The sequence below is a fragment of the Micromonospora sp. NPDC049801 genome (assembly GCF_040656575.1).
Lineage (GTDB): Bacteria > Actinomycetota > Actinomycetes > Mycobacteriales > Micromonosporaceae > Micromonospora.
Map to the genome: position 1 here is coordinate 75,419 of NZ_JBFAMS010000002.1, position 17,553 is coordinate 92,971.

The following is a 17,553-nucleotide window of genomic DNA, read 5'->3' on the forward strand; positions in this document are numbered from 1 at the left end:
GTCAGCGGGCCCGGCCGGTCAGCACCTCGGCGGCGGCCCGCCCGCTGGCCCGGGTGGCGCCGTGGGTGGCCAGGTGCACCGCCCCGACGACCAGCTCGGGCACACCCAGCTCGACCACGACCGCGTCCGGCCGATTGGCGAGCGCTCGCCGCACCGCCGCCTGCATCCAGTCGTGCCGGTGCAGGTCACGCACGACCAGCACCAGCGGGCGGTCCCCGGCGTCGGCTCCCGGGTCGGCGGGCACGTCGGGCTCGGCGTGGCGGACCGTCGTCGTGCCGGGCAGCAGTTCGCCCAACGGCTCGCCGATGCCCCACGGGGTCTCCGCGCCGATGGCGATGTTGCGCGGCGGCTCGAACTCGACCACATGGGCGGCGCGGGTCAGGGGCAGCGCGACCGGGGCGTCCGGGCCGGTGCTGATCCGGACGGCCCGGCGGGCGGCGACCAGCCCGACGTCGGTGGCCCGGTGGGTGAGGCTCGGGCGGGCGGCGCGGGCGGCCACCGTCCAGGCGGCGAGCTGGCCGACCCGCTTGGCGGCCTCGGCGAGGCGTTCCTCGGGCAGCTCACCGGAGACGACGGCGGCCACGATGGCGTCGCGCAGTTCCCGGGCGGCGTCCTCGTCGCTGCGCTCGCCACCGACGCAGATGGCGTCGGCCCCGGCCGCGAGCGCCCGCACGGCCGCGCCCGCGAAGCCGTACCGGTCGGCGACCGCGCGCATCTCCACGGCGTCGGTCACGACCACGCCGGAGAAGCCCAACTCGTCGCGGAGCAGCCCGCCCAGGATGCGCTGGCTCAGCGTGGCCGGCAGGTCCGCGTCGAGCGCGGGCACGAGCAGGTGGCCGGTCATCACCGCCTGCGCGCCGGCCGCCACCGCCGCCCGGAACGGGGCCAGCTCGCAGGCGTCCAGGCGGGCCCGGTCGGCGGTGATGCGCGGCAGGTCGTGGTGGGAGTCGACGCGGGTGTCGCCGTGCCCGGGGAAGTGCTTGGCGCAGGCGGCCACGCCGCCACCCTGGAGGCCACGGATCCAGGCGGCGGTGTGCCGCGCGACGAGCGCCGGGTCGGCCCCGAACGAGCGGACGCCGATCACCGGGTTGGCCGGGTTGGAGTTGACGTCGGCGTCCGGGGCGTAGTCGAGGGTCACCCCGGCCGCCGCCAGCTCGATGCCGAGGTCGAGGGCGACGGCCTCGGTCAGCGCCGGGTCGTCGACCGCGCCGAGGGCGTAGTTACCCGGCCGGGAGCTGCCCCGAGCGGACTCGATCCGGGTGACGTCGCCGGCTTCCTCGTCGATCGCCACGATGACGTCCGGCCGTTCGGCGCGCAGCGTCGCGGTGAGCGCCGCCACCTGGGCGGTGTCGACGACGTTGCGGGCGAACAGCACCACCGAGCCGAGCCCTTCGCCGAGCCAGCGGCACACCCAGGGCGGCGGCGTGGTGCCGACGAAACCGGGTTGCAGGACGGCGGCTGCCAACGTCGGAAGGTGCCCGGCCGGCGCGGTCACGCCGTCGCCTCGGAACGGTCGACGTTTCCCGCCGGCGCGGTGACGCCGACCCGCTGGTTGCGCTCGCTCATGCGGCCCCGTACCCCATCTCTCGCGCGCCCTCGGCGCACCGCCCTGGGCAGGCGGTGCTGCCATGGTCACACCGAGCGATTCAATAGTCAATAAACCTTACAGTTGCCCGACGGGACCCTTCCCCGGAAGAGTGCGGGGATGGACACCGCCCCGCTGGCCGACGCCACGAGCCCGGCCGACATCCCCGGCGTACGCCTGCTCGGCCTGGTGGTCGGCGCTCTGCTGCTGCTCGCCGCGATCCGGGCCATGTTCGGTCGACGCTGAGGCGATCGGGCCCCGACCCGCCGGTGTGGCCCGCCGCGACCGGGGTACGGCTCTCCCCGACAGCAGGACCGCGCGCCGAAGGGGAAGCCATGAAGATCGGATATTTTCTGTCCAGTGAGGAGTACCCGCCGGCCGAGTTGCTGGCGCAGGCCCGCGGCGCCGAGGCGGCCGGCTTCGAGGCACTGTGGATCTCCGACCACTACCATCCCTGGGTCGACGCGCAGGGGCAGAGCCCCTTCGTCTGGTCGATGATCGGCGCGCTCAGCCAGGTCTGCGCGCTGCCGGTGACCACGGCGGTGACCTGCCCGACCGTACGGATCCACCCGGCCGTGATCGCCCAGGCGGCGGCGACCAGCGCGGTGCTGCACGGCGGCCGGTTCGTGCTCGGCGTCGGCACCGGCGAGGCGCTCAACGAGCACATCTTCGGCGACGCCTGGCCCTCCGCCGACGTGCGGCTGGAGATGCTCGAAGAGTCCGTCGAGGTCATCCGCGAGCTGTGGCGGGGCGACTTCGTCAACCACCGGGGCACGCACTACACGGTGGAGAACGCCCGGGTCTACACGCTGCCGGACACCCCGCCGTCGATCTACGTCTCCGGGTTCGGGCCGAAGGCCGTCGACCTGGCCGCCCGCATCGGCGACGGCTACGTGAGCACCATGCCCGACGGCGAGCTGGTCCGGCGCTTCCGGGAGAACGGCGGCGGTGACAAGCCGTGCCAGGCCGGGTTCAAGGCGGCGTACGCGGCCAGCGAGGAAGAGGGCGCACGGATCGCGTACGAGCGCTGGCCCAACGCGGGCGTGCCGGGCGAGCTGTCGCAGGTGCTGCCCTCGCCGCGCCACTTCGAACAGGCCTCCGAGCTGGTCACGCAGGACATGGTGCGGGAGTCGTTCGTCTGCGGCAACAGCGCCGACGCGCACCTGGAGATGATCGACAAGTACGCCAAGGCCGGCTTCGACGAGCTGTACGTGGCCAACACCGGCCCCCACTTCCAGGGCCTGTTCGACCTCTACCAGCGCGAGGTCCTGCCCCGCCTACGGTGAGACCTGACGCACCCGAGCCCATGATCGCAACGGAGTGTTTCGGTGGTCATGGGCTCGGGTACCTCCGGCCCTCGATGAAACTGTCCACGCACTCGATGACGTTGCGCCGCGCCGCGAAGAGCCTCTTCGGCTGGAAAGCGCTCCGGCCCAACCAGCTCGCCGCCATGCGCGCGGTGATGAAGCGACACGACGCCCTGGTGGTGTTGCCCACCGGGGCCGGCAAGTCGGCGATCTACCAGATCCCGGCCAGCCTGATCCCCGGCCCGACCGTGGTGATCTCTCCGCTGCTGGCCCTCCAGCAGGACCAGATCGCGGCGCTCAACGAGCGGCAACGTCCCGAGCTGCGGGCGGTACGGATCAGCTCGAACGAGTCGGCCGGCCAGCAGGCCGAGGCGATCGCCGAGATCCAGGCCGGGCGGGCCGAGTTCCTGTTCATCACCCCGGAGCAGTTGAGCAACCCGGACCGGATGGCTGAGGTCGCCGCGCTGAAGCCGGCGCTGGTCGCGATCGACGAGGCGCACTGCATCTCCGCCTGGGGGCACGACTTCCGGCCCGACTACCTGGCGCTGGGCCACCTCATCGAGGGCATCGGCCGACCGCCGGTGGTCGCGCTGACCGCCACCGCGTCCCCGCCCGTACGCGACGACATCATCGCCCGGCTGCGGCTGCGCGACCCGGAGGTGGTGGTCTCCGGGCTGGACCGGCCCAACCTCTTCCTCGAGGTGGCGCACTGCCCGACCGAGGACTACCGGTGGCGGCGGCTGATCGCCCTGCTGCGCGACGACGAACGGCCCGGGATCATCTACGTGCCGACCCGCCGCTCGGCCGAGGAGTTGGCCGAGAAGTTGACCAAGGCGGGCTTCCCGGCGCAGTTCTACCACGGTGGGATGCCCACCGGCGCGCGCAACGACCTGCACGAGGCGTTCCTCGCCGACCAGGTGCCCATCATGGTCGCCACCTCGGCGTTCGGCATGGGCATCGACAAGCCGAACATCGCCTGGGTGGTGCACACGGCGCTGCCCGACTCGCCGGACAGCTACTTCCAGGAGATCGGCCGGGCCGGGCGGGACGGGCAACCGGCCCGGGTGCTGCTGCTCTGGCGGGCCGAGGACGTGGGCCTGCAACGGTTCTTCAGCGGCGGCCTGCCGGACGAGACCGAGCTGCGGGACCTGGCCGCGCTGCTGCGCCGCAAGCCGGCCACCAAGACCGAACTGCGGGAGGCCACCGGCCTGGGACCGCGCAAGCTGGGCCAGTACCTGGCGCTGCTGGAGCAGGTGGGGGCCGCCGAGCCCCGCGCCCGCCAGCGCATCGGGGCCCCGCGCTACTCTCCCGCGCCGGTCGACGCGGCGGCGGCCGCCCTGGCCGAGGCGGAACGCCAGCAGACGGTGACGCGTTCGCGTACCGACATGATGCGGGCGTTCGCCGAGACCACCGCCTGCCGGGGGCAGACCCTGCTGGCCTACTTCGGCGAGCAGATGACCGAGGTCTGCGCGCACTGCGACAACTGCCACCGGGGTACCAGTACCGCCGACGAGGGCGCGGTCGGCCCGTTCCCGGTGCACAGTCAGGTGCGGCACGGCGAGTGGGGGCGCGGCCTGGTGCTCAGCTACGAGGACGACAAGATGACGGTCCTCTTCGACGAGGTCGGGTACAAGACCCTCTCGGTGCGCGTGGTGTCCGAGCAGGGTCTGCTGACCCTCGACTAGCCTGACCCGGGCACCACACGGGCCCGGTGGATCGACTCAAGCAGCACCGATTGACCACACAGCGCAGGGCGGAAGGGGCATTGCCGTGATCGAGCAGCCGGCGTACACCGGTTTCGGTTTCTCCGACGAGGAGTGGGGGCTGCTGGTCGGCCTGCCGCAGTCGGTGCTGACCGCGGCGAGCGCCGCCGAGTCCGACGGCACCCGCCGGACCATGGCGGAGAACGCGGCCGGTCTGGAGTCCATCGGGGCGGGTCGGGAGTCGGCCAACCCCCTCGTCGCCGCCGTGGCCGGGGAGATCGTGACCCGGGTCGGCGACCCCGAAGCCGGCGAGGAGCTGCCGGTCATCGCGCCCGCCGACCCGCAGGCGTACATCGACGACGTGCTGGTGCGGGCCCGTGAGGCGGCCGTGCTGCTGGCCGCCCGGGTGGACGAGGGCGAGGCCGGCGCGTACAAGCACTGGCTGGTGACCATCGCCGACCAGGTCGTGGGCGCGGCGTCCAGCGGCGGTCTGCTGGGCCTGGGCGGCGAGTCGGTCAGCGACTCCGAGCGGCGGTTCCGCGACCGACTCGCCCAGGTGCTCAACGACTGACCGGGGCGGCGTCCGACAGCGACGGTTCGGTCGGCTCGGCGGCCAGCGCCGCGGGGTCGGCCGGCCGGACGCCGCGCAGCGTCAGCAGCGCGGTCACCGCGCCGAGCGCCATCGCCACCATGGCGGCGAGGGCGGCGAGGTGCAGCCCGTCGGTGAAGGCGAACCGGGCCGCGTGCAGCACCGCTTCGCCGACCTCCGCCGGCAGTCCCCGGGTCACGGCGAGCGCGCCGCCCAGGGTCTCGCCGGCCGCGTCGCGGACGCCCGTCGGCAGCCCGGCCGGCAGCTCGTCCAGAACCTCCCGGTGGTAGATCGCGGCGCCCACGCTGCCCAGGATGGCCATTCCCAGCGCGCCACCCAGTTCGCTGCTGGACTCGGTCAGCGCGGAGGCGACACCGGCCTGCTCCGGCGGGGCCGCGCCGAGCACCAGCTCGGTGACGAGCGACATCACCATCACCAGGCCGCCGGCGTACACGCTCGCGCCGACGAGCAGCAGCCAGAGCGGCGTCTCGGGGGTGACCCGGGTCAGCACCGCGAAGCCGACGACGGCGATCACGAAGCCGGCCCCGATCAGGTACGCCCGCTCGACCCGCTGGGCGAGCGCGGCGGCGGCCGGGGCGACGCCGCCGACCGCGAGCGACGGTACGAGGCTCCACAGTGCCGCCCGCAGTGGACTCAGCCCGAGCACCAGTTGGAGGTGCTGGGTGGTGAAGATGGCGAACCCGACCAGGGCGAACATCGCGAGCAGGTTGACCGCCAGCGATCCCGCGAAGCCGTGCCGGCGGAACAGCGCCAGGTCGATCATGGGGTACGCCCGGGTCCGTTGCCGGTGCAGGAAGAGCGCCCCGACCAGCAGGCCGGCTACGACGGCCAGCACCCGCGCCGCGCTGACGCCGTCGCGGGCCATCTCCTTGATGCCGTAGATCACCGGCAGCAGCGTGCCGAGCGACAGCGCCGCGCTGACCAGGTCGAAGCGGCCGCGCGCCGGGTTGCGGAACTCGGGCACCAGGACCGGGGCGAGCAGGAGCAGGAGCAGCATCGCCGGGATGTTGATCAGGAAGATGGAGCCCCACCAGAAGTGCTCCAGCAGGACGCCGCTGAGCACCGGGCCGATGGCGATGCCGCCGGTGAGCGTGGCGGTCCAGATGCCGATCGCGGTGCCGCGCTGCTTGGCGTCGTGGAACATGTTGCGCACCAGGGCGAGCGTGGAGGGCATCAGGGTGGCCCCGCCGACGCCGAGCACGGCGCGCGCGGCGATCAGGGTCGCGGCGCTGTCGGCGTACGCGGCCAGCAGGGACGCCGCCCCGAAGGCGGTCGCGCCCAGCAGCAGCAGCCGACGCCGGCCGATCCGGTCACCCAGGGCGCCCATGGTGATCAGCAGCCCGGCCAGCACGAAGCCGTAGATGTCGAAGATCCAGAGTTGCTGGGTGGCGCTGGGCCGCAGCTCCTCGCTGATGAACGGGACGGCGAAGTAGAGCACCGACACGTCCATCGAGACGAGGAGCAGCGGCAGCATCAGCACCGCGAATCCGATCCATTCCCGCCGGCCCGCTCGGGGCGCCGGTGCGGTCGTCGCTGTCATGAGAACTCCTTCTGCGTATGCCGTACGCTTTAATGCGTAGACCATACGCAGAACTAGGATGGCGGGGCAAGGAGGAAAAGTGGCGGAGACGAAAGACGACAGCGGCCCGGCGCTCCCGCCGGCCATCGAGAGCGCCTGGGGGCTGCGCGAGCGGGCGCCGAAGGGCCCCCGGCCGGGCCTCACCGTGTCCGGCATCGTCGACGCGGCCATCCGGGTCGCCGACGCCGACGGGCTGGCCGCCGTGTCGATGGGCCGGGTGGCCAAGGAGCTGGGCGCCGCCACCATGGCCCTCTACCGGCACGTCGGCTCGAAGGACGACCTGCTGACGCTCATGGTGGACGCCGGCTACGGCCCCTCACCGGGCCCGGCCGCGCCGGACGACGACTGGCGTGCCGGCCTGACCCGCTGGGCCTGGGCCGAACACGACGTCCTGCGACAGCGCCCGTGGCTGCTGCACATTCCGATCGCCGGGCCGCCCGTCACACCCCAGCAGCTCGGCTGGATGGAGGACGGGCTGGGTTGTCTCGACGGCACCCCGTTGCCGGAGGGCGCGAAGATGTCGATCCTTCTGCTGGTCACCGGATACGTGCGCAACGAGGCGATGCTCACCAACCAGATCGCCGAGGGCAGCCGGGCCGCCGGTGTCGAGCCGGGCGACATGATGCCGGCGTACGGCGCGATGCTGGCGCGACTGATCGACCCGGCCCGCTTCCCCGCGCTGACCCGGGTGCTCGACGCCGGCGTCCTCGACCAGGACGATGATCCGGACGACGAGTTCACGTTCGGCCTCGACCGGATCCTCGACGGCGTCGAGGCCCTGATCGCCCGCCGGACGGCGTGAGGGGGCGCGGGTGCTGGCCAGGAACACCATCGACACGACCGTCCTGCCGCCCGCCGAGCGGTTCGGGATGTGGCTGGACCTGGTGGCGCGCACGTCCGTGCCGTTGCGGATGGAGTCCCCGTACGCCGACGACTTCGCCGCCCGGGCCGAATTCATCGACCTCGGCGCGATCCAACTGGTCAGCTACCAGTACCCCTCACTCGATGCCACCCGCAAGCTGATCCGACAGTCGGACCCGGAGCTGTACATCCTCGCCTTCACCACCAGCGGGGTCGGCACGTCCAGCCAGGACGGTCGACGCAGCGACATCCTGGCCGGCGAGTTCACCTTCTACGACGCCTCGCGCCCGCACGACGTCTGCCACCACGCGAGCGAGCCGGGCCGGACCCGGGCCACCTCGATCACGACGGTGATCCCGCACTCCGCGCTCCCGCTGCCGCCAAAGCGGATGGCCGCGCTCTACGGCGGGCGGATGTCCGGCAGCGAGGGGCTCGGGGCGCTGCTGGCGCAGTTCCTGATCCAGGTGACCGGCCACCCCGAGCAGTACCACGCCGCCGACGCCGGCCGGCTCGGCACGGTGGGCCTCGACCTGGCCACCACCCTGCTCGGCCGGAACCTGGTCGCCGAGGACGCGGTGCCGACCGAGGTCCGCCGCCGTGCGCTGATCACCCAGGTGCAGGCGTACGTCCACCGTCACCTGGGCGACGCCACGCTGGGCCCGCAGACCATCGCGGACGCCCACCACATCTCGCTGCGGACGCTGCACCGCCTGTTCGAGGCCGAGAACACCACCGTGGCGGCGTACATCCGCGACCTTCGGCTGGCCCGGTGCCGGCGCGACCTCACCGACCCGGCGCTGCGGGCCCAGCCGGTGCAGGTCATCGCGGCACGCTGGGGGTTCGGCGACAAGGCCCACTTCAGCCGGGCGTTCCGGGCGGCGTACGGGGTGAGCCCGCAGGCGTGCCGCGACGGCGATCCGGTTACGGCACGGGACGTCAACGACCTGGCGTCCAGAGTCAACTCGGGCCAGGCAGACTGACAACCGACGCGGCAGAGGCGGCGCCCGCGTACCCCGGGGCCCGCATTGGCCGCGAACGGGGGCCGTGGCGAGGCGCCCGCCGTGGCGCGCGGCGGGCGGCCGCCCGGTGTCGCCCCCGGCCGAGGCTCCGGCCCCGTCGCTTCCCCCCCCAGGATCGTCGGCGGGGCCGGTCAGGCCTTCTCCAGCAGCTCCAACACGACCCGCTCGATCTCCTCGCGGGGGGCGCTCGGGTCGACCGGCACCACCACCCCGTCGTGGTAGAGGTCGACGACCCGCGGGTCCACGTAGGACGTGCGCGCCACGGTCGGGGTGTTGCCCAGCAGCTCCGCCACCGCCCGCATCACCGCGGCCACCGCCCTGCGCCGGGCGGTGACCGAGCGGGCCGGGTCGGCGGCGGCCAACTCCGCCGCCGCGCGCACCGTGGCGTGCCAGGTGCGGAAGTCCTTGGCGGTCATCTCGCCGCCGCTGGCGTCGCGCAGGTAGCCGTTGACCTCGTCGCTGCGCACGTCCCGCCACTGGAGGCCGTCCCAGTAGCCGAACAGCCGGTCCGCCCTGCGGCGACGCCGACGCAGGTTGACCAGCACCTCGCACAGCTGTGGGTCCTCGATCCGGCGCACCTGCTCGATACCGCCCTTGGCGGGGAACTCGAAGACCACGCAGTCGCCCCGGCGTCGCGCGTGCTCCGGGCGCAGGGTCGACACCCCGAACGTCGGATCGTCACCGGCCGCGTACTGGTCACTGCCGACCCGGAACATCCCCATGTCGAGCAGGCGGGCCACGGTGGCCAGCACCCGATCGCGGTTCAGTCCCCGCCCGACGAGGTCCTGCCCCACCCGCTCGCGCAACGTCGGCAGCCGTCGGGCCACCTCCAGCATGTGGTCGAACTTCGCCGCGTCCTGCTTCTCCCGCCACACCGGGTGGTAGAGGTACTGCTTGCGTCCGGCCGCGTCGACGCCGGTGGCCAGGATGTGTCCGTTCGCGTGCGGCGCGATCCACACGTCCTGCCAGGCCGGCGGGATCACCAGGTCGTTCAGCCGCGCCCGGATGGCCGGATCGCGCACGACGGCGCCGCTGGGATCGACGAAGGTCCAGCCCTTGCCGCGCCGGCGTCGCCCGTAGCCGGGCCGAGCCGGGTCGCTACGCCGTAACCGCACCGGAGACCCGCACCGCTCTCTCCACCTCGTTCACCGCAGCCAGCACCTCGTCCAGCGGCAGAGCCGTCAGTGTCGGGTGGGTTCCTACCCCGTCCCACCTGGGCCAATCCCCCTCGCCGGCCCAGAGCGCCCGGTGGCGGGGCCGGTCCGGCGGCGGCCCCCACGCCGCCGGGGGCACCGGGCCGAAGAGCACCACCGAGGCGGTCCCGTACGCGGTCGCCAGGTGCGCCACACCGGTGTCCCCGCTGACCACCAGCCGCGCGTCGGCGACCAGCGCGGCCAGCGCGCCGAGGTCGGTCCGGCCCGCCAGCACGGCGGCCGGCGGCAGACCGGACGCCTCGGCCACCCGCTCGGCCAACCCTCGTTCGTCGGCCGAGCCGGTGACCAGCACGCGGTGCCCCCGCTCCCGCAGCGTCCGGGCCAACGCCGCGAACCGCTCGGCCGGCCACCGCTTGGCGGGGACGTTGCTGCCCGGATGCAGCAGGGTCGCGCCGACCGGCAGGCCGGCCGGGTCGGGCCGGCGCAGGCCCAGGTCACGGCGGTCGGCCGGGATGTCGTACCAGGAGAGCAGCCGGCACCAACGGTCCACCTCGTGCTCGTCGTCGCGCCAGCGCGGACCGTCGCCGAACCCGGCGTCGGCGTTGGCGAAGGCGACGAGCCGCCCGGGACGGGCGGCGGCCAGCAGTCGGTGCGACTGCGGCCCACGCCCGTGCAGGTTCACCGCGATCTCCGGCGCACGGCCCGGCCGCAGCGGCCCGTCCAGCCCGGTGGTGTCCACCAGCTCGTCGACGCCGCCGACCAGGTCGACCAGCGGGGCCAGGCCGCCGGGAGCGGCGAGCGCGAGCTCGTGATCCGGGTACGCGGCCCGCAGCGCCCGCAGCGCGGGCACCGCGGTGACCAGGTCGCCGACGCCGAGGGCGCGCAGCACGAGGATCACGGGTACGACGTCTCCTGCTCGGCGCACACCACCATCTCCCGCACCGCGCAGCCGGGTGGCTGTTGGAGCGCGAACATGATCGCCGCGGCCGTGTCGGCGGGGTCGTTGAGGATGGCGTCCGGACCCGGCCTGTACTGCGGATCGCGTTCGTCGAAGAACGCGGTGCGCATGCCACCGGGGATGAGCAGGGTGACACCGACCTGACCGGCCAGCTCGGCGGCCAGCGCACGGGTGAACCCGACGACGCCGAACTTCGCCGCGCAGTACGCGGTGGCGTCGCTGACCGCCTTCACGCCCAGGGTCGAGGCGACCGTGACGATCCGCCCGGCGGAGGTCTGCAGGAACGGGAGCGCGGCCCGGATCACCGCGGCCGTGGCCAGCAGGTCCACCATGACGATCCGGTCCCACGTCTCCCCCGGCACGTCGGCGAGCCGGCCCGGCACGTCCACACCGGCGGCCGTCACCACGGCGTCCAGGCCACCGGCCTGCTCGGCGAGGTGCCGGGTGGCCACCTCGGCGGCGCGGGTGTCGGCGAGGTCGCACTCGGTCCAGTCCACGCCGTCGACCGGCGGCTGCCGGTCCAGCACGAGTGGACGGCCACCGGCGGCGGCCACCGCCGCGACCACCGCCGCGCCGAGCCCGCTGGAACCGCCGGTGACCAGGACGGCGGGTCCGGCGTCGGGTCGTGTGGCGGTCATCGGTTCCGCTCCCCTGTAGTCGTGACCGGGACGGCGATGCCGACCGGCTGTGGCGGCCCGCTGTCGGTGCCGAGGGCCGGTCCGGCGGCGGCGCGCGCGATGAGGTCGCTGGTGGAGCGGCCGTCCAGGTACGGCACCACCACCGTGTTCCCGCCCCACCGACGCAGCACTTCCGCCTCGGGCAGCGTGGCCTCGTCGCCGACACCGCTCGCGTAGTCGCCGCCCTTGACCCAGACGTCCGGGCGTACCCAGGACAGCACCGCCTCGGGCGTCGGCTCGTCGAAGACGAGGACGGCGTCGACGCAGCTCAGAGCGGCCAGCAGCCGGGCGCGGTCGCCCTCGGGCAGCACGGGTCGCTGCGGCCCCTTCAACCCGGCGACGCTGGCGTCGGAGTTCACGCAGACGATCAGGCAGTCGCCGAGCTGCCGGGCGGCCTGCAGGGTGGCCAGGTGCCCGGCGTGCAACAGATCGAAGCAGCCTCCGGTGGCCACCACCGTGCCGCCCGCGCTGCGCACCTCGGAAAGGAGTGCGGCGACCGCCGCGACACCCACCCGCTCGGCGCCGACGCCGGGCCGGCGGGCGCCGCGCACGCTCACCACGTCGGTGGGGGGCGGCAGGGCCGTGGCCACTCCCCCACCCGCCACGTACGTGGCGGCCTCGGCGACGGCCGCCTGCACCGCCTCGGAGACGAGCGCGCCCTGGGCCAGCGCGAGGCTCGCGGCGGCGGCGAAGCGGTCGCCCGCCCCGCAGGTGTCGCCCTCGGCGCTGCCCGATGTGGGCACCACCAGCGGCGTCGACCCGGCGTGGCAGAGCAACGCGCCGTCCCCGCCCAACGTCACCGCGACCGCGCCCGCCCGCCACCGGCGACGCAGCCCCTGCGCACCCTGGGAGGCGGCGGCGATCCGGGACGCGCCGGGCAGTGTCGGGACCAGTTCGCGCACCTCCGACTCGTTCGGCGTGGCCAGGTGCACGCCGGGTACCGCGGCCGGCCCGCGCGGGTGCGGGTCCCAGACGACCGGCGCGCGGGTGGCGGCCAGCGCGGCGCGCAGCGCGGGCTGGCGGGCGACGCCCCGGCCGTAGTCGCTGACCAGCACCGCTGACGCGGCGGCGAGCACCCGCAGCACCTCGTCGGAGGGCTGGCCCGGCTCACCGGAGGGACCGCCCCGGTCGTGGCGCAGCAGCACCCGACCCCGGGCCCGCAGCCGGATCTTCTCCGGCGTCGCGCCGGCGAGGGCCAGCGGGTAGACCCGCACGCCGGCGGCGGCCAGCAGCGCGCTGAGCCGCGCGCCCCCGGCGTCGTCGGCGAGCGCGGTGACCAGCACCACGTCGGCGCCCTGCGCGGCGGCGAAGACCGCCGCGAGGCCCGCGCCGCCGGGCCGGTCGACGGCCGAGGTCTCGTCGAGCACCGGCACCGGGGAGTCCGGGCAGAGGCGGTTCACCACCCCTTCCACGTCCCGGTCGAGCAGGGTGTCCCCGACGACCACCACGGGTCCCCTCACGCCTACCTCCTCATGCTCACGCGTCGATCTGCTGTGCGGTCGGGCCGTCGAGCACGACCTCGACCCCGGTGCGTACCGGCTCGGACGCGAGCCGACCGGTCGTCGCGGGCTCCACGGCGGCCAGCGCCGCGGGCAGTTCCTTCTCGAGGTACTCGCAGATCAGGTGACTGGTGACGAGATGCAGCTCCTGGACGACCTGGGTGTCGGCCGACGACACGGCGAGCGCCTCGTCGCAGGCGTCCGCGAGGGGATTGGGCGCGGGTCCGGTGAGCGCCCAGGAGGTGAGCCCGGCGTCGCGCGCCGCGTGCGCGGCGCTGAGCAGGTTGCCGCTGACGCCGCTGGTGCTGAGCAGCAGCAGCACGTCGCCGGGTCGGCCGTGGGCGCGGACCTGACGGGCGTAGACGTCGGCGTAGCCGTAGTCGTTGGCGATGGCGGTCACCGCGCTGGTCTCGGCGTGCAGGGCGATCGCCGACAGGGGCTGGCGGTCGTCCCGCAGCTTGCCCACCAGCTCGGCGGTGAGGTGCTGGGCCTCGGCGGCGCTGCCGCCGTTGCCGGCGACGAGCAGTCGTCCGCCGCCGGCCAGCCGGTGCGCCAGGTGCCCGCCCCAGCGCGCCAACTGCGGTTCACACCGGCGGTACGGGTCCAGTGCGGCGGCGAGGTTGGTCAGGTGCTCCTCGAGCGGGCTGACCGCCGGCATCAGGCCACCACCCGGGTCGGCCGGCGTACGGCGGCGACCTCGTTGTAGACCTCGGCGAGGCGTTCGGCGGTGGCCTCCCACGAGTAGCGCGACCGGGCCCGCTCGCGGGCCGCCGTGGCGTACCGGAAGCGGCGGATCCGGTCGTCGAGCAGTCCCCGGATCGCGGCGGCGAGGGCGTTGGGGTCGCGGGCCGGCACGAGGTCACCGGTCGTACCGTCGACGACGGTGTCGCGGATGCCGCCCACGGCGGTGCCGACGACCGGCACGCCGCACGCCATCGCCTCCAGCGGGGTCAGGCCGAACGGCTCGTACCAGGGGGCGGCGACCAGCAGGTCCGCGGAGCGGTACCAGCGGCCCATCTCCTCGCGGGGCACCGCGCCGACCAGGTGCACCCGGTCGGCGACCCCGCACGACTCGGCGAGGGCCCGCAGCCGCCGGGCGTACGGGTCGGTCTCCAGCAGCCCCTCGGGCGGCCCGCCCACCACGACGCACTCCGCGTCGGGCACCAGCGCCATCGCGCGGACGACCGTCTGGAAGCCCTTGCGCTCGACCAGCCGGCCCACGGTGAGGATGCGGGCGCGGCCCGGCTCCCGGTCGGCGGCCGGCCCGAGCGGGGCGAACGAGGCGAGGTTGACGCCGGAGGGCACGACCACCATGCGGTTCCGGGGCACCCCCATCCGGACCAGCTCGCCGACCTCGTCGCGGCACTGGGCGACCACCCGGTCCACCGAGCGGCCCAGCTCCCGCTCGTAGGCGATGCGCCGGGCCGGGCTGGTGTCCTGCACGCCCTGGTGGCGGCGCTTGACCGTGCCCAGCGCGTGGTACGTCTGCACCACCGGCACGCCGGCCTGCCGGCCGGCGGTCAACGCGGCGAGGCCGCTCATCCAGAAGTGCGCGTGGATCACCTCGGGTGTCCAGTCCCCGCCCCGCCACCGCTCGACGAGCCACCGGCTGAACTCGCGCATGTGCGGCAGCAGCGCGTCCTTCGCGAGCGGCTCGGCCGGGCCGGCGGGCACGTGCACCACGTCGTACCCGTCCGGGGCGCGGACGGTCACCGGCAGGTCGAGGGCGTCGCGGCGGGTGTAGACCCGTACGTCGTGCCCGGCGGCGACGAGCGCGGCGGACAACTCGGCCACGTGCGTGTTCTGGCCGCCGGCGTCCTCCCCTCCGAGGATGGCGAGCGGGCTGGCGTGCTCCGAGATCATCGCGATCCGCATACTTCCTCCTCCAGCAGCCGGTCCCAGTCAGCGAGGAAACGGTCGAGGCCGTACCTGTCGCGCGCGGCGGCCTGGGCCGCCACGCCGGCCTGGCGTGCGGCCGCCGGCTCGGCGATGAACCGGCGGGCGGCGTCGAGCAGGACGTCCATCCGGGTGGCGAGGGCCCCCGCCTCCGGGGGCACGGCGGTGACCGCCTCGGTGGTGGCGAGCGCGACGACCGGCATGCCGATCGCCATCGCCTCGATGAGGCTGAGCCCCAGGCTGGTCCAGCGGCACAGGTGCAGGTACGCCCGCCGGCGGGCCAGTTCGGCGTGCATCCGGTCCTGCGGGACGTCGTCGTGGCTGGTGAGCCGGTCGGCGGGCAGTCCGAGGTGGTCGGCGAGGCCCGCGACGCCCATGCCGAACACGTCCAGGGGCGCGATCTCGGCGAACTGCGGCAGCAGGTCGGTGCCGGTGACCCGTCCCCGCCGCACCGGCTCGTTGATCACGACGGCGAGCCGGTCGAGTTCGCCCGTGTACGACACGGCCGGCGCGACGATGCCGTGGTCGACGACGCCGGTGCGGGTCGCGCCGGTGTCCCAGAAGATCTGGTTGAACCCGGTGACGTGGGCGACGAGCAGGTCATCACGGTCGGCCATCGGGTGCCGGGTGTTGGGGACGTCGCCCTTGGGCGTGTTGTGCTCCACGTAGATGGCGGGCAGGTCGCGACCCGGACGCCGGCCCAGCCACTGCTCGGCCAGGTCGATCTCCTCGGGGCGTTGCAGGACGACCACGTCGACGTCGGCGTCCGGCAGGTCGTCGGGGGCCACCTCGACGGCGCTGTCCGGCCACGGATACGTCCGCGCCCGGCCGAGGCCGTACGGACCCCGGTCGGGCGTGGTGGGGATCAGGTAGCGGTGACTGCCGTGCACGAAGGACGTCGTCCAGGAGCCGTGCACGTGCCAGAGCAGGATGTTCATCGGACGCCACCACCGCTGGCGGTCAGGGTCCGTACCGCCTCGACCACCTCGGCCGGGTCGACGCCGCTCAGGCACGGGTGGCCGGGGACCGGGCAGGCCGCCGCCCGGGTGTCACGGCAGGGCGCGCTCGCGTCGCCGAGCCGGACAGTGGGCACCCGGTAAGGACCCCACTGCCCGAAGGGGACGGTCGGCGCGAACAGGCTCACCACCGGTACGCCGGCGGCAGCGGCCAGGTGCGCGGGCCCGGTGTTGCCGACCACCACGGCGGCGGCGTCGGCGACGAGCGCGGCCAGTCCGGCCAGGTCGGTCGTACCGCCCAGGTCGGTGCCGCCCGCCGCCGCGACCCGGGCGGTCACCGTCCGCTCGTCGGGCCCGCCGGTGACCAGCACGCGATGCCCGGCCGCGCTGAGCGCCCCGGCGATGCGGGCGGCCAGCTCGGTCGGGCAGGCCCGGCTCGACGCGGCCGAGCCCGGGTGCAGCACCACGTAGCCGGGGTCACCGACAGCGGCCGGGCGGGACGCCACGGCGTCGTCGCGGAGCCGCAGCACGGGTTCGTCGCCGGCCGGCAACCGGTGACCGGCCGCGGCGGCGAGGGAGAGCGCCCGCTCGGGTTCGGGGACACCCGCCGGCACCCGGTGGCGGATGTCCACCAGCGCGCCCGGGTAGTCGTCGCTGATCGCGGCGATCCGGGTGATCCCGGCCATCCGCAGCAGCAACGCCAGCGGCAGGGCCGACTGGTGGAACGAGGTGAACACCACCGCCTCGTCCGCGCCGACGGCGGCGAGCCGGGCGGTCAGGCGTCGCATGTCGTCCGGGTCGACGGGCGTCGGCGCGGGGTCGATCCACGGCAGTGGGTGCTCGATGATCTCGTCGACGCCGGGCAGCAGCTCGGCGGCGGCACGCCCACGTGGTCCGCAGAGCAGCACCACCCGTCGCGCGCCGGCCGCGACGGCCCGGATCGCCGGCCCGGTGACGAGCACGTCCCCGGCCGAGTCGGAGCGCACCACCAGCGCGGTGCCCACTGCGTCGGCGGTTCGCGCGGGCTGCATGGCCCGCTGGCGGCGCAGGATCTCGTCGACCGCGGACGGCAGGTCCGGCGCCACCCAGCCGGCGGCGGCGATCTCCTCCGGGCGGGTCACCGGCGTGGGCACCAGCACCCCGGCCGCTCCGGCGGCCAGCGCCGCGCCCACGTCACGGCCGATGTCGCCCACCAGCACGCAGCGCGACGCGCTCGTGCCCAACTGCCGGGCGGCGGCGTGCACCAGGCCGGGCGACGGCTTGCGGCAGTCGCAGCCGTCGGCGTCGTCGTGCGGGCAGACCAGCCAGGCGTCGAAGCCGCCCAGCAGCTCCTCGACGCGGGCGTGTACCGCCCGCATCTGCGCCTCGTCGAAGTAGCCCCGGGCCAGGCCGGACTGGTTGGTCACCACCGCGAGGCGCAGACCGGCGGCCCGCAGTCGGTCCAGCGCCGCGCGGACGCCCGGCAGCGGGCGTACCTTCTCCGGGTCGCCGTTGTACGGCACGTCCTCGATCAGGGTGCCGTCGCGGTCGAGCAGCACCGCGTCGTACAGGACGCCACCGTGCGGTGCGGCAGGCCCGCGACCAACCCGGCCAGCACCGGCGTACACCCGGGCTGACCTGCGCTGATACGGATCCTCCTGGTCCTGTCGCACAGCCGGCGGGTTCCCGGCGCCCGAAGGAGTAAACGTCGTCGTCGGCGCCGTGGGCCAACGCCACCGGCGGTGCCCCGGTCGGCCTTACCCGCCGCCC

General features: G+C 74.7%; 16 protein-coding genes. 6 read left to right on the forward strand and 10 right to left on the reverse strand.

All coding sequences use genetic code 11. The features are described from left to right. Position 1 precedes the first annotated feature (1 nt). On the reverse strand, positions 2–1,495 hold the full coding sequence (locus AB0I89_RS03810; protein ID WP_357119684.1) for a glycoside hydrolase family 3 N-terminal domain-containing protein: 1,494 nt from the start codon (positions 1,493–1,495) through the stop codon (positions 2–4). 210 nt (positions 1,496–1,705) lie between these two features. Between AB0I89_RS03810 and AB0I89_RS03815 the strand changes: the two genes are divergently transcribed. The 4 genes from AB0I89_RS03815 (at position 1,706) to AB0I89_RS03830 (ending at position 5,166) form a co-directional block, all read left to right on the forward strand. Then, positions 1,706–1,831: a hypothetical protein gene (locus AB0I89_RS03815; RefSeq protein WP_355053401.1), complete on the forward strand. Its 126-nt coding sequence runs from the start codon at positions 1,706–1,708 to the stop codon at positions 1,829–1,831. Positions 1,832–1,920: 89 nt separating this feature from the next. Continuing rightward, positions 1,921–2,871 (forward strand): TIGR03557 family F420-dependent LLM class oxidoreductase, encoded by a 951-nt coding sequence (locus tag AB0I89_RS03820; RefSeq protein WP_357119688.1) that lies wholly within the window; start codon positions 1,921–1,923, stop codon positions 2,869–2,871. 74 nt (positions 2,872–2,945) lie between these two features. Further along, positions 2,946–4,577, forward strand: coding sequence for a RecQ family ATP-dependent DNA helicase (locus tag AB0I89_RS03825; protein ID WP_357119691.1), 1,632 nt, complete (start codon positions 2,946–2,948; stop codon positions 4,575–4,577). Between the two features lie 85 nt (positions 4,578–4,662). Beyond that, positions 4,663–5,166 carry a hypothetical protein gene (locus AB0I89_RS03830; RefSeq protein WP_355053404.1) on the forward strand — a complete coding sequence of 168 codons (504 nt, stop codon included), beginning with the start codon at positions 4,663–4,665 and terminating at the stop codon, positions 5,164–5,166. On the opposite strand, the gene AB0I89_RS03835 is transcribed toward AB0I89_RS03830, so the two are convergent. Next, complete coding sequence (locus AB0I89_RS03835; protein ID WP_357119694.1) at positions 5,156–6,745, reverse strand: MFS transporter; 1,590 nt, start codon at positions 6,743–6,745, stop codon at positions 5,156–5,158. The two genes, AB0I89_RS03830 and AB0I89_RS03835, sit on opposite strands and share 11 nt — an antisense overlap. 79 nt (positions 6,746–6,824) lie before the next feature. Between AB0I89_RS03835 and AB0I89_RS03840 the strand changes: the two genes are divergently transcribed. Together AB0I89_RS03840 and AB0I89_RS03845 are read left to right on the forward strand one after the other, a co-directional pair. Beyond that, on the forward strand, positions 6,825–7,586 hold the full coding sequence (locus AB0I89_RS03840) for a TetR/AcrR family transcriptional regulator (RefSeq protein WP_357119698.1): 762 nt from the start codon (positions 6,825–6,827) through the stop codon (positions 7,584–7,586). Positions 7,587–7,596: 10 nt separating this feature from the next. Then, positions 7,597–8,625, forward strand: a complete 1,029-nt coding sequence (locus AB0I89_RS03845) for a helix-turn-helix domain-containing protein (protein ID WP_357119701.1) — start codon at positions 7,597–7,599, stop codon at positions 8,623–8,625. Positions 8,626–8,795: 170 nt separating this feature from the next. Here AB0I89_RS03845 and AB0I89_RS03850 read toward each other — a convergent pair whose 3' ends face one another. The 8 genes from AB0I89_RS03850 to AB0I89_RS03885 are packed head-to-tail and all read right to left on the reverse strand — an operon-like array spanning position 8,796 to position 17,411. Further along, positions 8,796–9,779, reverse strand: coding sequence for a DNA topoisomerase IB (locus tag AB0I89_RS03850; protein ID WP_357119704.1), 984 nt, complete (start codon positions 9,777–9,779; stop codon positions 8,796–8,798). Further along, positions 9,763–10,716, reverse strand: a complete 954-nt coding sequence (locus AB0I89_RS03855; protein WP_357120753.1) for a glycosyltransferase family 9 protein — start codon at positions 10,714–10,716, stop codon at positions 9,763–9,765. The genes AB0I89_RS03850 and AB0I89_RS03855 overlap by 17 nt, the downstream gene beginning before the upstream one ends. Next, on the reverse strand, positions 10,713–11,414 hold the full coding sequence (locus tag AB0I89_RS03860) for an SDR family oxidoreductase (RefSeq protein WP_357119707.1): 702 nt from the start codon (positions 11,412–11,414) through the stop codon (positions 10,713–10,715). The genes AB0I89_RS03855 and AB0I89_RS03860 overlap by 4 nt, the downstream gene beginning before the upstream one ends. After that, complete coding sequence (locus AB0I89_RS03865) at positions 11,411–12,913, reverse strand: PfkB family carbohydrate kinase (protein ID WP_357119710.1); 1,503 nt, start codon at positions 12,911–12,913, stop codon at positions 11,411–11,413. The genes AB0I89_RS03860 and AB0I89_RS03865 overlap by 4 nt, the downstream gene beginning before the upstream one ends. Positions 12,914–12,929: 16 nt before the next feature. Beyond that, positions 12,930–13,613: an SIS domain-containing protein gene (locus AB0I89_RS03870; protein ID WP_357120756.1), complete on the reverse strand. Its 684-nt coding sequence runs from the start codon at positions 13,611–13,613 to the stop codon at positions 12,930–12,932. Continuing rightward, positions 13,610–14,827, reverse strand: coding sequence for a glycosyltransferase (locus AB0I89_RS03875; protein WP_357119713.1), 1,218 nt, complete (start codon positions 14,825–14,827; stop codon positions 13,610–13,612). Before AB0I89_RS03875 ends, AB0I89_RS03870 begins: the two co-directional genes overlap by 4 nt. Then, entirely contained in the window at positions 14,812–15,786 is a 975-nt protein-coding gene (locus tag AB0I89_RS03880) for a glycosyltransferase (RefSeq protein ID WP_357119716.1), read from the reverse strand. Before AB0I89_RS03880 ends, AB0I89_RS03875 begins: the two co-directional genes overlap by 16 nt. After that, positions 15,783–17,411 (reverse strand): HAD-IIIA family hydrolase, encoded by a 1,629-nt coding sequence (locus tag AB0I89_RS03885; protein WP_357119719.1) that lies wholly within the window; start codon positions 17,409–17,411, stop codon positions 15,783–15,785. Before AB0I89_RS03885 ends, AB0I89_RS03880 begins: the two co-directional genes overlap by 4 nt. Between the last annotated feature and the right edge of the window lie 142 nt (positions 17,412–17,553).

Bases quoted from the DNA above. Each gene is read 5' to 3' on its own strand.
- AB0I89_RS03820 (WP_357119688.1), top strand. From the start codon at position 1,921: ATGAAGATCGGATATTTTCTGTCCAGTGAGGAGTACCCGCCGGCCGAG.
- AB0I89_RS03825 (WP_357119691.1), top strand. From the start codon at position 2,946: ATGAAACTGTCCACGCACTCGATGACGTTGCGCCGCGCCGCGAAGAGC.
- AB0I89_RS03815 (WP_355053401.1), top strand. From the start codon at position 1,706: ATGGACACCGCCCCGCTGGCCGACGCCACGAGCCCGGCCGACATCCCC.
- AB0I89_RS03875 (WP_357119713.1), bottom strand. From the start codon at position 14,827: ATGCGGATCGCGATGATCTCGGAGCACGCCAGCCCGCTCGCCATCCTC.
- AB0I89_RS03860 (WP_357119707.1), bottom strand. From the start codon at position 11,414: ATGACCGCCACACGACCCGACGCCGGACCCGCCGTCCTGGTCACCGGC.
- AB0I89_RS03880 (WP_357119716.1), bottom strand. From the start codon at position 15,786: ATGAACATCCTGCTCTGGCACGTGCACGGCTCCTGGACGACGTCCTTC.
- AB0I89_RS03835 (WP_357119694.1), bottom strand. From the start codon at position 6,745: ATGACAGCGACGACCGCACCGGCGCCCCGAGCGGGCCGGCGGGAATGG.